General features: G+C 73.6%; 11 protein-coding genes and 1 pseudogene. 7 read left to right on the plus strand and 5 right to left on the minus strand.

Going from position 1 to position 13,514, the window contains the following annotated elements:
- Positions 1–344: pseudogene (locus tag F8568_RS25220) on the minus strand (hypothetical protein); the annotation flags it as partial.
- Between the two features lie 569 nt (positions 345–913).
- Here F8568_RS25220 and F8568_RS25225 point away from each other — a divergent pair.
- Entirely contained in the window at positions 914–2,143 is a 1,230-nt protein-coding gene (locus tag F8568_RS25225; RefSeq protein ID WP_160573756.1) for a PucR family transcriptional regulator, read from the plus strand.
- Between the two features lie 15 nt (positions 2,144–2,158).
- Here the strand turns inward: F8568_RS25225 and F8568_RS25230 are convergent, their stop codons facing one another.
- Together F8568_RS25230 and F8568_RS51135 are read right to left on the minus strand one after the other, a co-directional pair.
- The gene (locus tag F8568_RS25230) at positions 2,159–4,921 is read right to left on the minus strand and encodes a helix-turn-helix transcriptional regulator (RefSeq protein ID WP_151596177.1); all 2,763 of its coding nucleotides are present in this window, start codon (positions 4,919–4,921) and stop codon (positions 2,159–2,161) included.
- Between the two features lie 46 nt (positions 4,922–4,967).
- A complete protein-coding gene (locus F8568_RS51135) occupies positions 4,968–5,756 on the minus strand; it encodes an amino acid permease (protein WP_202125333.1) in 789 nt (262 codons plus the stop codon).
- Positions 5,757–5,770: 14 nt separating this feature from the next.
- Here F8568_RS51135 and F8568_RS25240 point away from each other — a divergent pair, with 14 nt between their 5' ends.
- The gene (locus tag F8568_RS25240) at positions 5,771–6,100 is read left to right on the plus strand and encodes a hypothetical protein (protein ID WP_151596178.1); all 330 of its coding nucleotides are present in this window, start codon (positions 5,771–5,773) and stop codon (positions 6,098–6,100) included.
- Between the two features lie 6 nt (positions 6,101–6,106).
- Here the strand turns inward: F8568_RS25240 and F8568_RS25245 are convergent, their stop codons facing one another.
- Positions 6,107–7,357 (minus strand): low temperature requirement protein A, encoded by a 1,251-nt coding sequence (locus F8568_RS25245; RefSeq protein ID WP_151596179.1) that lies wholly within the window; start codon positions 7,355–7,357, stop codon positions 6,107–6,109.
- A gap of 668 nt (positions 7,358–8,025) precedes the next feature.
- Here F8568_RS25245 and F8568_RS25250 point away from each other — a divergent pair.
- Positions 8,026–8,262: a hypothetical protein gene (locus tag F8568_RS25250; protein ID WP_151596180.1), complete on the plus strand. Its 237-nt coding sequence runs from the start codon at positions 8,026–8,028 to the stop codon at positions 8,260–8,262.
- A 21-nt stretch (positions 8,263–8,283) separates the two neighbouring features.
- Here the strand turns inward: F8568_RS25250 and F8568_RS25255 are convergent, their stop codons facing one another.
- Entirely contained in the window at positions 8,284–9,237 is a 954-nt protein-coding gene (locus F8568_RS25255) for an NADP-dependent oxidoreductase (RefSeq protein WP_151596181.1), read from the minus strand.
- A 50-nt stretch (positions 9,238–9,287) separates the two neighbouring features.
- On the opposite strand from F8568_RS25255, the gene F8568_RS25260 reads away from it, so the two are divergent.
- The 4 genes from F8568_RS25260 (at position 9,288) to F8568_RS25275 (ending at position 13,481) form a co-directional block, all read left to right on the plus strand.
- Positions 9,288–9,899, plus strand: coding sequence for a TetR/AcrR family transcriptional regulator (locus F8568_RS25260; RefSeq protein ID WP_151596182.1), 612 nt, complete (start codon positions 9,288–9,290; stop codon positions 9,897–9,899).
- Positions 9,900–10,006: 107 nt separating this feature from the next.
- Positions 10,007–10,582: a GNAT family N-acetyltransferase gene (locus F8568_RS25265; RefSeq protein ID WP_151596183.1), complete on the plus strand. Its 576-nt coding sequence runs from the start codon at positions 10,007–10,009 to the stop codon at positions 10,580–10,582.
- A 161-nt stretch (positions 10,583–10,743) separates the two neighbouring features.
- Positions 10,744–11,883, plus strand: a complete 1,140-nt coding sequence (locus tag F8568_RS25270; RefSeq protein ID WP_151596184.1) for a nucleotide disphospho-sugar-binding domain-containing protein — start codon at positions 10,744–10,746, stop codon at positions 11,881–11,883.
- A complete protein-coding gene (locus F8568_RS25275) occupies positions 11,880–13,481 on the plus strand; it encodes an MFS transporter (protein WP_151596185.1) in 1,602 nt (533 codons plus the stop codon). The genes F8568_RS25270 and F8568_RS25275 overlap by 4 nt, the downstream gene beginning before the upstream one ends.
- The last annotated feature ends 33 nt before the right edge of the window (positions 13,482–13,514 follow it).

Here is a 13,514-nt window from a genome sequence, read left to right on the forward strand (position 1 = left end):
GACAGCGTCTGGGACCGGAAGGCGCCGATGGACGCGTCGGTCTTCGGACCGGCGTCCCGGAAGCGCTCCAGGTCCTCGCCGCTCCGCGTCCTCAGCGCCGTCACGGCCGCGGCGCGCTCCGCCTGCACCTCGCCGATCATGGCGCCGGCGGGGCCGCCGACCCGGTCGTAGGCGGTGCCGAAATCGAGCCGGTGCAGCGCGGAGGTCAGCGCCGTGACCGCGGAGAACGACCAGATGGCGACCAGCGAGGCCAGCGGGATGACCAGCAGCAGGCCGATCCGGCGGCGGATGGGGCGCGTACGCGGCCGGCCGTGGGAGCCATGGACGTGTTCGGGTTTCGCCACCGGTTCCCTTTCTGCGGAGGAGGGGGTGCTCTCCTGCGGCCGGCGCCCGTCCGCCCAGTGCGGCGACCGGGTGAGCCACCGCACGAGGGGCGGCCGCTCGTGCCGTCCAACGGGTCCGAGACCGCTCAGCGAAGATTCATGCTGCGAGGTGCGAGAATATTATTCTCGCATTCGAAATATCGCAATACCGAGAGCGGCCGTCTCGCCTGCTCGGCGTTGACCTGCCCCGAGGCGCCTTGCACGTCGGGGAGCATGCGCCGGCGCGCCCCGCCCGCGGCGAGATCCGCCGCCTTCGATGATCTTGAATTGGAAATGCTATGCTTCGCTCGCGAGAAGTACCTTCTCAATCGATCAGGCCGGCTCTCCGGAGTCGCAAGCGTCGATCCGCGGAACACCGACCCCACCCCCCTCAAGCCGTTCCGCAGGTCGAGGCCCCACCCGGGCCTGTGGAACGCAGCCGCCTGGTACCGCCCCACCATCGCCGCTGGGTCCGCCCGAGTCCGCACCCGACCGGGTCGCCCGCCGGAGGCCCGCTCCCGGCCTCCGCGCTTTGCGAGGGAGTCCGTTACATGGCCTCTGCCAGCACAGTCACCGTCTCAACGTTCCGGACGGCGCTCCGCGAAGCCGGCGACGCCCCTTCCGACCTGGCGGCGGCGCTCGGCCCCGAGGTGCCGTCGCTCGCCGTCGAGATCGTCAGGGAGATCCGCGGATCCGTCGGCGATTTCGGCGAGCTGCCCGAAAGGACCTCGCACGGCCGTGTCGTCGCGGCCGTCGAGCGCACGCTGCACCAGTTCATCGATCAGATCGCGAACCCCCGGGGCACAAGCGATCAGGGGATAAGGGTCTACCGGCGGATCGGCCGGGAGGCCTACCGGACCGGAACCGGGCTGGACGCGTTGCAGTCCGCCTACCGGGTCGGGGCCCGGGTCGCGTGGCGGCGCATCGCCGAGGCCGGCCGGCGCGCGGGATGGTCCGCCGAGACGATGTCCCGGCTCGCCGAGGCGGTCTTCGCCTACGTCGAGGAACTCGCCGAGCACTCGGTCCAGGGCCATGCCCAGGCCGGGAGGAAGAGCGCGGACCGGCTGACGGCGATCCGCGGCAAGCTCCTGGAGCTCGTGCTCGCCGGCCTCGACGCGGAGCAGGCGGACACGCTCGCCGACCTGGCCCACGAGGCGCGGTGGCGGATACCGGCCACGGTCGCCTGCGTCGCGGTCGCCCCTGACGACCGGGCCGAGCCGCACCTGCCGCCGGCCGTCGCCGAGGACGTGCTCGCCGACCTCACCCGCAAGGACGCCTGCCTCGTCGTCCCGGATCCGGACGCGCCGGGACGGCACGAGATGCTCGCCCGCGCGCTGCGGGGCTCCCCCTTCGCCATCGGCCCCAGCGTTCCGCTCGCGCGCGCCGCGGTCTCGCATCGCCTGGCGCTGCAGACGCTATCACTGATGCGCAGGGGCATCATCGCCTTCGACCGGTACGTGCTGTGCTCCGACGAACTGCCGACGCTGGTCCTCTTCCGCAACGAGGACGTGATCGCCCTCATGGCCAAGCGTCTCGACGAACCGCTCGCCACGCTGAAGCCGCCCCAGCGCGCGCGGCTGACCGAGACCCTGCACGCGTGGATCGTCACCGGCGGCAGGGTCCCCAGGATCGCCGAGTCGCTGCACGTCCATGCGCAGACCGTGCGGTACCGGCTGCGGCGCCTGCACGATCTGTTCGGCGACGACATGGAGGACGCGGACTGGAAGTTCGAAATGGAAATGGTCCTGCGCGCGAAGTCGCTCGCGGGTAACAGGAAATGACCGGCCCACACCGGCTCACGCACGGTCGTGGGCCGCGTCGGGCAGCGCCTCCGCGAGCTGCTGGCGGGAGGTGATGGCGAGCTTGGTGAACACCTTGCTCAGGTGGTACTCGACGGTGCGCGGGCTGAGGAAGAGCCGGGCACCGATCTCCGGGTTCGACAGGCCCTCCCGGGCCAGCCGGGCGATCTGCCCCTCCTGAGCGGTGAGGCCACCGCCGGGTGCGCCGGCGGTGCGCTTGCGGACGGTCTCGCCGGTGGCCCTGAGTTCGCGCTGGGCACGCTGGGCGAAGGCCGCGGCTCCGAAGTTGTCCAGCATGTCGTAGGCGGTACGCAGCTGCTCCCGCGCGTCGAGGCGCCGGTTCTGCCGGCGCAGCCATTCCCCGTACACCAGATGGGTGCGGGCGAGGTACACGGCGACGCGGCTGCGCTGGAGCCGCTCGATGGCCTCCCGGTAGAGCGAGTCGGCGGCCTCGCCGTCGGCGAGCAGCGCCTTCGACCGGGCGAGCACGCCGAGGGCCCAGTCGGTGCCGCCGGCGGCGGTGCGGTCCTCGAGCCGCCGCAGCGCGGCCGCGGCCGCCTCGGTCTCCTTGCCGTAGGCGGCCGCCTCGACCAGTTCGATGAGAGCGAACCCGGTGACCCCCAGATCGTCGTGCCCGCACGCCCGTTCCGCATAGTCCAGGGCGTCCTGGTACCGGCCGTAGGCGTTGTGCACCAGCGCGTTCATGTAGAGGCACAGGCTGATCGCCCGCCCCTCGCCCCAGGCGCCCGCCGCTTCGGCGGCGGCCTCCAGCTGCGCCGGCGCCTCGGCTCCTCCGCGCCAGGCCCGGAGCAGGTTGACGGCGAAACCGAAGTAGGAGTTGCCGGTCACCTTCAGGATCGCGTCGGACTCCTCGACCAGCGTGGCCGCCGCGTCGAACTGGCCGGCGTAGACGTGCACCGCGGCGCGGTAGGTGAGGGCCTGGGGAAGGAAGTGGAGCGCTCCCACCTCGCGAGCCGCCTGGACCGCGGACTCGGCCAGCTCGTGCAGGGTCCGGTCGTCCCACATGTCCGCGGCGACCAGGTAGGTCAGCCAGAGCCAGCGCATGTTGTCGTCCGGACTGCGCCGGGCTTCCCGCCGGAACGCCTCCAGCACGGGCCTCAACCGCGGCGCCCCTTCGCCGAAGCCCTCGGTGAACCGTGCCGCCAGGCCGTCGAGCAGCGCGTCGGCCGGCCGCGCCGGCAGCGGTCCCGCGGGCGCGGTGCGCGCGGCCTCGGCCACCGTGCGCAGCAGGCCGGGCCGGCCGAGCCTGCCGGCGAAGACCGCCGATCCCAGGGCGTCGAGGAAGGCCTCGCGTGCCCGCGCCGCATCGACCCGGGCCAGCCGGCCGGCCGCCTCCAGCAGCGGCTCGAGGGCGTCGCCGCCGCGCTTGCGCGCGAGGATGATCTGGGCCCGGAGCCAGGCCACCCGCCCGCTCTGGAGTTCGGTCAACGGGCCCAGTTCCGCGGAGACGAGCAGTTCGAGCGCCATGTCCGGGGCGCCGGCGTCGAACGCGGCCTGGGCCGCGGCCAGCGCTCTCGCCCCGCGCGCGGCCGGATCGGGCGTCAGCTCGGCCGCGCGCCTCAGGAACGCCGCCGCCGCCGCGATGCCGCCGCGGACCTGCGCCCGGCCGGCCAGCCGCTCCAGCTCCCCGGCCACCGACTCGTCGGACTCCAGCGCCGCGTACGCGCGGTGCCAGGCCCGGCGTTCGGGATCGGACGCGGGATCGGTCGCCTCCGCCAGCGCGCCGTGCGCCGCCCGCCGCTCCGCCGGCGACGCGGCCGAGTACACCGCCGACCGCACCAGCGGATGGCGGAACCGCACCCACGCACCGATCTCCAGCAGCCCGTCGGACTCCGCGGGCTCCACCGCGGAACCCGCGAGGCCGAGATGCCCGGCGGCGCGCCTGATCAGCACCGGGTCGCCGGTCGGCTCGGCCGCGGCGACCAGCACGAACGACCGGGTCTCGGCGGGCAGCGCCGCCAGCCGCCGGCGGAAGCCCTCCTCGACCCGCGCCGGCACCGCCCGGGCCTCCACCAGCCCGAACCCGCCCGCGAGCTGCGCGGGACTCAGCCCGCGCGGCAGTTCCATCAGTGCCAGCGGATTGCCGTTCGTCTCGGCCAGGATCCGGTCCCTGATCCGTTCGTCCAGCGGGAAGCGGACCACCGAGCGCAGCAGCGCCTGCGCGTCCTTCCTGGCCAGGCCGCGGACCTCCAGATCCACCAGCCCGTGGAACTGCCTGCCCGGCTCGCGCGCCGCGAAGATCAGCCCCACCGGCTCGGCCAGCAGCCGCCGGGCGACGAACGCCAGCACCTGGGCCGACGACTGGTCCAGCCACTGCGCGTCGTCGACCACGCAGAGCAGGGCGCGCTCCTCCGCCGCCTCCGCCAGCAGGGTCAGCACCGCCAGCCCGATCATGAACCGGTCGGGCGCGTCCCCCTCGCGCAGCCCGAACGCGACCGCGAGCGCGTCGCGCTGCGGGACGGGCAGCTTCTCGATCCGGTCCAGCAGCGGCGTGAGCAGCAGATGCAGGCCGGCGAACGCCAGCTCCATCTCCGATTCCGTCCCCGCGGTGCGGACCACCTGCATGTCGGACGCCTGCCCCACCGTGTGCCGCAGCAGGGCCGACTTGCCCACGCCCGCCTCTCCGCGCAGCACCAGAGCCCGGCCGCGTCCGGCGCGCACGTCCCCCAGCAGGCCGTCCAGTTCGGCACGCTCTCGGTGCCGATTCAGCAGCGGCGTCCGCGCCGACAGCGTCCCCATGCCCCTCAATGCTCCCGTTCAGCACCGACCCGTCGGCGCAGCCAGGTCAGCGGCCATCGGGCGCATTCTGCCAGAATGCCACTTCCGTCCGACCTCGATCAAGACCCGCCGATAAGGCCCTGACTATATCGAGATGCGAACGTCCGCATCCCCTCCACGGCCCCAAAGACGGCGGGGAACCGACCGGGCGGCGCGCCGACGGCCACCGCGACGGCGCGTGCACGCTGTGTCGGCGGAGAGGCACGGCGGACGTGCGGAAGACGGGGTCGCGACCCGGACCGGCCGACCGAGAAAGGCGCACTGAATCCGTTTCCTGCTCGGGTCGCGCGACGGTCTCGTGGAGGAAGATAATTCGAGGCCTGATGGGCACAGAATATTTACTTGAAGTTATTTTGGAATGGCCGAAGAAACGGCGCGCCGCGGCTCCGGGACGGCGGGGAGGCGGCCCGTGAGCGGTGACCGGCCCGCCGCCCCGCGGGCCGGTCGTCAGGGGCGGTCCGCTCCGCCGGCGGAGGCCTGCCCTCGCGGCCCGCTCGATCCCTTCAGGCGGCGTGGACGGGGGGTTCGGGGGTGTCGGGCAGGTCCGGGTCCGGGCCGTACTCATCGCGGTCAGCAGCCATATCGTCGCCACCCCCACGCAGGCGGCCAGTACCTTGTCGTCGCCCAGCGCGTGCCAGAAGTGCGCGAGGTAGCCCACGAACGCCACCGTGATCGCCGCGTTCCCCGCCCACACCGCGATCCAGTAGCCCCACGCGGTCTGGAATCCGACGAAGTCGCCGAACGCCTTCCGCGCGTAGGCGTACGGGCCGCCGGTCTTCGGGTAGGCACCGGCCAGCCGTCGTGCTGAAGGTGGACGAGCTTCCGTCCGGTCACCGCGTCACCGTGATGTGGCGCGAAGCGGGCGGGCGATCACGGATCGACTCCTACGAGACCTCGTACCAGGCCGCCGCGGGTGAGCATCTGAGGTTGTGGGCGGATCCGGCCGGGGTGTCGGACGTGGCACCGCGGCGGCACACCCGGACCGTCGCCGAGGCCGTCGGCGCGGGTCTCGGCGCGGCGACCGCCGCCGGCCTGCCGCTCCTGGCCGCCTACCTGCTGGTCCGGTACCGCTACGACCGGCAACGCGACCGGCTCTGGGACGCCGCCTGGGAGCGCCTGGACGCCGGCCGCTCGCACTGATCCGGCTTATCCGGTGCGCTCGTCGGCCGTCCAAGCCGTCTTGGCCGCCCGGCGCGAGGCGCCGCCCCGACCGCCGACGATCGTGACGGCGGTCAGCAGGACGCAGACGGCGGCGAGCACGGCGACGAACGCGACGACTCCGATCCGCGGTGCCGCGAGCGGCAGGAGGAGGATGGCGGTGGCGCCGGGCAGCACCGCGCGGGGACGCAGCGCCGGCTTCGCGAAGAGGGGCGCGTGGACGATCCAGAGCAGCAGGACGAACGCCGCCGTCGGGATCGCCATGGCGTAGCAGATCGCGATCGGCGAGGCCTCGGCATCGCGGCCGGTCTGCCCGACCGCCGCCTCGAGCCCGGCACCGAGCGCGGCGAGGCTCGCGAAGACGCCGTAGTGGCCATAGCCCCACAGGTAGGACAGGCGGCGGCGGTCGTCGAGCCCTTCGCCGGCGGGCAGCAGGAAGTACAGCCACCACAGCACGAACAGCAGGACGAGGGCGGACCCGGCGATGACGACCAGCCGCCGGCTGATCTCGGCGTCCTCGAGCGCTCCGGCGACTCCGTTGGACGCGGCGAGGACGCTCTCGCCGAACAGGATGATCGTGAACAGGCCGTAACGTTCGGCTATGTGGTGCGGGTGCCAGTTGGTGGGGCTGGTGCGTTCCGCCCACCGCGGCACCGCGAGCTCCAGCAGGGCCAGCGCGACGAAGCACGGCTCTTGAGCCGCCGGCGGCAGGACGCCCGCCTCCGCCGAGACGAGCCACAGGATCCAGGCGGCCTGTGCGACGGCGATGCCGAGGGCATAGCGCAGAGCGGTGCGGCGGCCCGCCGGGTCCTCGACACCGGCGCGCACCCACTGCACGACGAGGGCGATCCGCATGATGATGTAGCCGACCGCGACGGCCCGGTAGTCGCCGTGGTCGGCCGCCGCCGGTACGCCGGCGGCGAGGACCAGGACGCCCGCCATCTGGACCATGGTCAGCAGCCGGTAGGGCGCGTCGTCGGTGTCGTACGACGACGCGAACCAGGTGAAGTTCATCCACGCCCACCAGATGGCGAAGAAGACCTGGAGGAACGGGACGAGTCCGGACAGGGCGCGCCCATCGGGGATGTGGTGGGCGTACTGGGCGGTCACGGCCGCGACCGCGACCACGAAGGTGAGGTCGAACAGCAGCTCGAGCTGGGTCGCGGTGCGGTGCGGCTCGTCGATCGCGCGGGCGGTCATCCGGATCCGGATCCGGTTTCTGGCGTCTGCCGGCGGCATGGTCTCGCTCCCGTGGTTGCCTTGAGTCCGTGCGGCCTCACTGAAGGACCGTGCGGTCGGGCTGAAAGACAGGGCAGCGGCCCGATCTGTGACACCGGACGCCCGATACGTCGGGTTCGCAGCGGGCATCTGGGAGCCCGGCCATCACGGGCGCGGCGAGGACGAGGGGTCACCAGCGAGAACGTCCTCGGAGCCGCGCGCCCCGCGTGCGCCGGCCAAGCGCCGCGTCGGCCGTTCCCCGGGGATCCCGGCCAGGGTCCCCCTGATGCGGACGACGTGCGCGTCCGGCGAGTGTTCGTCGTGTCGGCGAGAGGCTCGCCGACACGGCGAACGGAGGGGACATGGTGTCGAAGGGATGGCGCGGAGGCGATTCCGAGGCGCGGGGCGCGCGTCCGGCCCCGCCGCCGGCTTCGCGGTGCACGGCCGCGGGGCGGACCCGCGCAGGGGCGAGTTCGAGCTGTACGGGCGGGTCGCCGAGGTCTCCGACCTGGCCGGCCGGATCGCGCGGCTGCACGGGGGTCGCGGAGCCGTCCTGCTCCTCGAAGGCGTTCCGGGCATCGGCAGGAGCCGCCTCGCCAGGGAGGCGCAGGCCATCGCGGAGGCCTCCGCCGTCCGGGTGCTGAGCCCAGGCGGTCGTCGACGGCCTCGCCGCCGCGGGCGCCCGCACGATGCGCCTGGGCCGCCTGCCCGAGGACGCCGTCGCCCGGATGGCCCGCGACCTGCTCGGCGCAGCACCCGGCGAGGACCTCCTCGCCCTGCTCCGGCAGGCCGGCGGCCGGCCGCTCATGGTCGTCGAGATCGTCCGCGATCTGCTCGGTGCGGGCTCCATCGCCTGGACGGACGCGGTGGCGCACCTGTCCGGGGAGCCGACGCGCTGCCGAAGGCCGCGTCCGGCGACCGACTAGGAAGGCCGGAGCCGTGTTCTGCTAGAGGTCGATGACGACCTTGCCTTGCACGTGCCGGGCGGCCTGGACCTCGACCGCGCGGCGGATCTGCCCGATCGGGAAAGCCGCCGCGATGGGCACCCGCAGCCGGCGCGCCGCGACCAGGCGGGCGATCTCTTCCAGGGCGCCGGGCGCCGCGTTCGCACCGTTGGCCGCCGCCACCCCGTCGACCTGCGCGGCGATGGTGCAGATGCGGCCGTCCGGGACGCCCAGCCGCCGTGCGGCGTGGACCGTCTCCACCCCGTGCAGGTCGATGGCGGCGGTGACGCCGCCGGGAGCGAGGGCCCGGACCCGGTCGGCCAGGCCGTCGCCGTAGGCGACCGGCTCGGCTCCGAGATCGCGCAGATGGCCGGCCGATGCCGCCGATCCCGTGCCGATCACGCGCGCTCCCGCGATCCGGGCCAGCTGGACGGCGAACACCCCGACCCCGCCCCCGGCGCCGCCGATCAGCACCGTGTCGTCCGGGCCGGGGGCGACCGCGGCGAGGGCGGCGGATGCCGTGCGGCCCGCGATGGTGAGGGCGGCGGCGGTGCGGTCGTCGACGCCGTCGGGCGTGTGGTGCGCCTCGTCCGCCGCGGTCTCCCCGCCCGCGTGGACCACCACGAAGTCGGCGACCGCGCGGGACAGGGCTCCCCCGAACACCCGGTCGCCGGGCGCGAAGCCGGTCACCCCGTCACCGACCTGGTCGACCGCTCCCGCATAGTCGGTCCCGAACCCGGCGGGCGGGGCCAGGCCGAACCGGGCGGCGGTGTCCGCGTCGGCGGTCATGATCCAGTCCATCGGGTTCAGGCCGGCCGCGGTGACCCGCACACGGACCTGCCCCGGACCGGCCTGCGGGGCGGGGACCTCGCGGACGTCCAGGACTTCGGGGCCGCCGAACGATTCCAGCCGGACCGCCCTGCCGACCGCGGGTGGCTGCTCGCCCTGTACCTGCATATGCGCCTGTCTCCTTAAGAACGCATCGAAACGGACTATGCTCCGTTTATATGCGGCACCGTAGCACAAGCGGAACACGATCCGTTTCTGACCGCGCGGAGGCCCGCGCACCACGGGCGGACGCGGCCCGCAACCGCGACCAGCTGCTCGCCGTGGCGACCCGCGTGTTCATGTCGGCCGGCGCCGAGCCGTCGATGCGCGCGATCGCCCGCGAGGCCGGGGTCGGCATCGCCACGCTCTACCGGCACTTCCCGACCCGCGAGTCGCTGGTCGACGCGGTCTACCAGGACCAGGTCGTGCGGCTGACGGCCGGCGCCCGCGAGCTGCTCGGCCGGCTCCCCCCGGCCGCGGCGATGCGGCGCTGGATGGACCTGTTCGGGGACTGGATCGCGGCCAAGAACGGCATGCTCGACACGCTGCTCGCGATGATCGAATCGGGTGAGATCACCCATGCGCGGACCCGGACCGAGCTGCTGACGGCCATCACCGCGCTCCTCGACGCGGGCCGCGCGGCGGGCGACCTCCGCTCCGACGTCACCGCCGAGGACATCGCCGCCTCCCTCATCGGCATCTTCACCGTCGCACCCCGGCCCGTTCGCGAAGCCCAGGCCGGCCGCCTGCTGGACCTCCTGATGGACGGCCTCCGCCCACCGCCCCGGTAAGCCGCCCCGAGCCGCGGGGACGCGCGCGGTGCGCTCGGATGCACCCCCCGATGATCACGCGCTATCTGCTTTGTGCGTCTCCACGGCTCTCTGCCAGCATGAAGCCCATGCGTCACCCTCTCGACACCCTGGACTGGCCGATCCCCACCGACCGGCTGCTGCTGCGCCGGGCGGCCCCCGACGACCTGGACGCGACCTGGGCCTACCGGCGGCTGCCGGAGAGTCACGAATGGACCATGGCCGCCACGACGACGTACGCCGAGCACCGCGAGCGCTTCCTCCGCGAGGAGCGGCTCGCGGACCTGCTCATCGTCGAACTGGACGGCCGGGTGATCGGCGATCTGACGCTGCAGGTCCAGGACGCCTGGGCCCAGGAGGAGGTCGCCGACCAGGCGAAAGGCGTCCAAGGAGAGCTCGGGTGGACGCTGGACCCCGGCTACGGCGGCAAGGGCTACGCCACCGAGGCGGTACGCGCCCTCATCGACATCTCGTTCAGGAGTCTCGGCCTTCGCCGCCTGCACGCGGACTGCTTCTACGACAACGAAGCCTCGTGGCGGCTGATGGAGCGGGTCGGGATGCGCCGCGAACAGCACGCGGTGAAGGACTCTCTCCACCGCACCAAGGGATGGCTCGACGGCCTCTCGTACGCGCTCCTGGCCGAGGAATGGCCCGCTCCCAGGTAACGGACCTAATTCAGGCGCGGAACACCGGCGCGGGCTGCCCGAACCGGCTTCCCACCGCGCTGACTTGAGCGGTCTCCGAGGAGAACGCGAATCGGCCGATCCAGGGTGGAGGCGACCGACCCGGCCCCGCCGGGCCACCGCCGTCCGCCTGAGGATCGCCGATGCGCGCACTGCTGCTGAGCACGCCTTTCGTCTCGCATGTCGCCCCGCTGATCCCGCTGGCCTGGGCGCTGCGGGCGGCCGGCCACGAGGTGATCGTCGCCGGGCAGCCGGACGTGGCGGACGGTGTGCGGGCGGCCGGACTGTGCGGCGCGCCGATCGGCGAACGCTACGGCGGGACGGCGATGATGGCGCTGCACCTGCCCCCGGGCACCCGCCCCCTCCAGGTCATGGGTCCGGGCACCGCGGAGACCGCGGCCCTGGAGGCGAAGGTGTGGCGCCGGCACGCGGAGTTCATGCTGCCGCCGTACCTGGAGTTCGCCCGGTCGTGGCGGCCCGATCTGATCATCTCCGAGCAGCTGGAGTTCGCGGGGGTGCGGATCGGCGAGCGGCTCGGCGTCCCCGTCGTGCGGCACCGCTGGTTCGCCGACCCGTACGGCGAGCATCTGGCGGGGCTGCCCGAGCCCGATCTGACCCTCGACCCCTGCCCGTGCCCGGCTCCCGCCGGCTCCCGCGCCGCTTCCCGCGTGCAGGCGATCCGGCCCGTGCCGTGGAACGGCACGGAACCCTTCCCGACCGGCCTTGAGCCCGCGACCACGCGCGACCACCGCGTCTGCGTCAGCCTGGGCAACCAGACCCTCGCCCTCAACGGCATGCCTCTGCTGCGCGGCATCCTCGCCGCGTTCGCCCGGATGCCGGACGTCGAAGCCGTCGTCACGGTGGACGAGGCGTACCGTGCCGACCTCGGCCCGGTGGCCGGGAACGTCACGGTGATCCCGCCGACCCCCCTCGCGCACCTGCTGGACGGCTGCGACGCGATCGTTCACCACGCCGGGGCCGGGACCGCGCTCACCGCCACGGTCGCCGGACTGCCGCAGCTCGTCCTCCCGCAGCTGGCCGACCAGTTCGCCAACGCCGGCCGGCTCGTGGCCGCCGGCGTCGCCGATTCCGTCGCGACGGCCGCCGAGCAGGACGACCCCGCGGTCCTCGCGGCCCGCCTTCGCCGCCTGCTCGACGAGCCCGGCGCCGCGGCGGCCGCGGCCCGGCTGGCGGACGCCGTACGGACCATGCCGAGTCCCATCGAGACCACCCGCCGCCTGGAACAGCTCGGCTCCCTCGAGGTGGCAGGACGGAGAGAATGATGAACGCGAAGGCGCCCGCCGAGGAAGAGGTCCGCGAGGACAGACCGCTGCCGCCAGGGATGACCGAGGTCCGGGTCCTGCTGTTCACCATCGGCATGATGCTGACGATGGTGCTGGCGCTGCTGGACCAGAGCATCGTGGCCGCCGCCGCCCCGCAGATCCTCACCGACCTGCATCCGGTGGGCGGCGTCGGGCAGTTCCCCTGGCTGATCACCGCGTACATGCTGGCCGCGACCACCGCGCAGCCGCTCTACGGGCGGCTCAGCGACAACCTCGGCCCGAAGCGCATCTACCTCGGCGCCCTCGGGGTCTTCCTGCTCGGCTCGGTGCTCTGCGCGTTCGCCCAGAGCATGCCGCAGCTCATCGCCTTCCGGGCGGTGCAGGGCCTCGGCGGCGGCGGGCTGATGAGCATGGGCCTCATCGTCATGGCGACCCTTTACCCGCCCAAGGAACGCAGCACCGGTGCGGGGATCGGCGGGCTGCTCATCGCGATCTCGCTGGTCGCGGGGCCGCCGCTGGGCTCCTGGCTCAGCGACCGCTTCTCCTGGCGGTGGATCTTCTACGTCAACCTGCCGATCTGCGTCGGCGCGTTCGCCCTCATCGCCCTGTCCCTGCGCCTCGCTCCGCCCAAGGGCCCGCGCCGCGGGCTCGACCTGATCGGCGCCGCCCTGGTCGGCGGCGGCGCGAGCGGGCTGCTGCTCGCCGCCAAGGAGGCCGGGGAACCGCACGTGTCGACGTCCGGGCTGCTCGTGCCGGGCGCGGTGGGGCTGGCCCTGACGGTCGCCTTCGTGGTGCGCCAGGCGACCACGGCGGAGCCGCTGATCTCGCTGTCGGTGTTCCGCGACCCGGTGTTCAGGCTGCTGGCTCCGCTGCAGTTCATCGGCGGGTTCGCGCTGCTCACGCTGCCCATGTTCGTCATCACCTACCTGCGGGTGATCCGCGACGACACGGCCGGATCGGTGGTCGTGCACATCGTCCCGATGGCGATCGGCATCGCGCTGGTCTTCTGGATCTGGGGCCGGGTGCTGACCCGCACCGGCCGGTGCAAGCCCGTCCTGGTGGCGACCACGCTGATCAGCGCGGCGGCCGCCGCGCTCGCCGCCCTGCTCCCGATCGACACCGACCCGCTGTTCCTGGACGGCTGCCTCGTGCTGCTCGGCGTGGGGGTGGGCGGGGTCACGCAGGTGGCGCTGTTCGCCACCCAGGCCGCCGCCCCGGCCGAACGGCTCGGCGTGATCACCACCGCGGCGCGGTTCGCCACGACGCTGGGCTCGGCGGTGGGCAGCGCGGTGCTCGGCGCGATCCTGAACACCCGGTTCGCGAGCGCGCTCGCCGGCACGTCGGTCGGCGCGACGGACGAGGACGCGCTGTTCGAGCACCTGCGCACGGCGTCCGGCCCGGTGCGCGACCGGCTCGTGCACGCCTACGCCGCCGCCTCGGACGCGGTGTTCGTCACCTCCGCCGTCATGATCGCGCTCGCCGTGCTGCTCGCCGTGCTGGTCCGCGACATCCGCGTGAACGCGGGCGAGCCGGACGAGCGCGAGCCGGACGTGCCCGAGCCGACCATGACCGAGCCCGACTCGGCCCCCCACCTCTAGGAGCCTGCGTTGCGCGTCCTCATGTTGAGCACG

Origin of the sequence: Actinomadura physcomitrii (assembly GCF_008923205.2) — a bacterium.
GTDB lineage: Bacteria > Actinomycetota > Actinomycetes > Streptosporangiales > Streptosporangiaceae > Spirillospora > Spirillospora physcomitrii.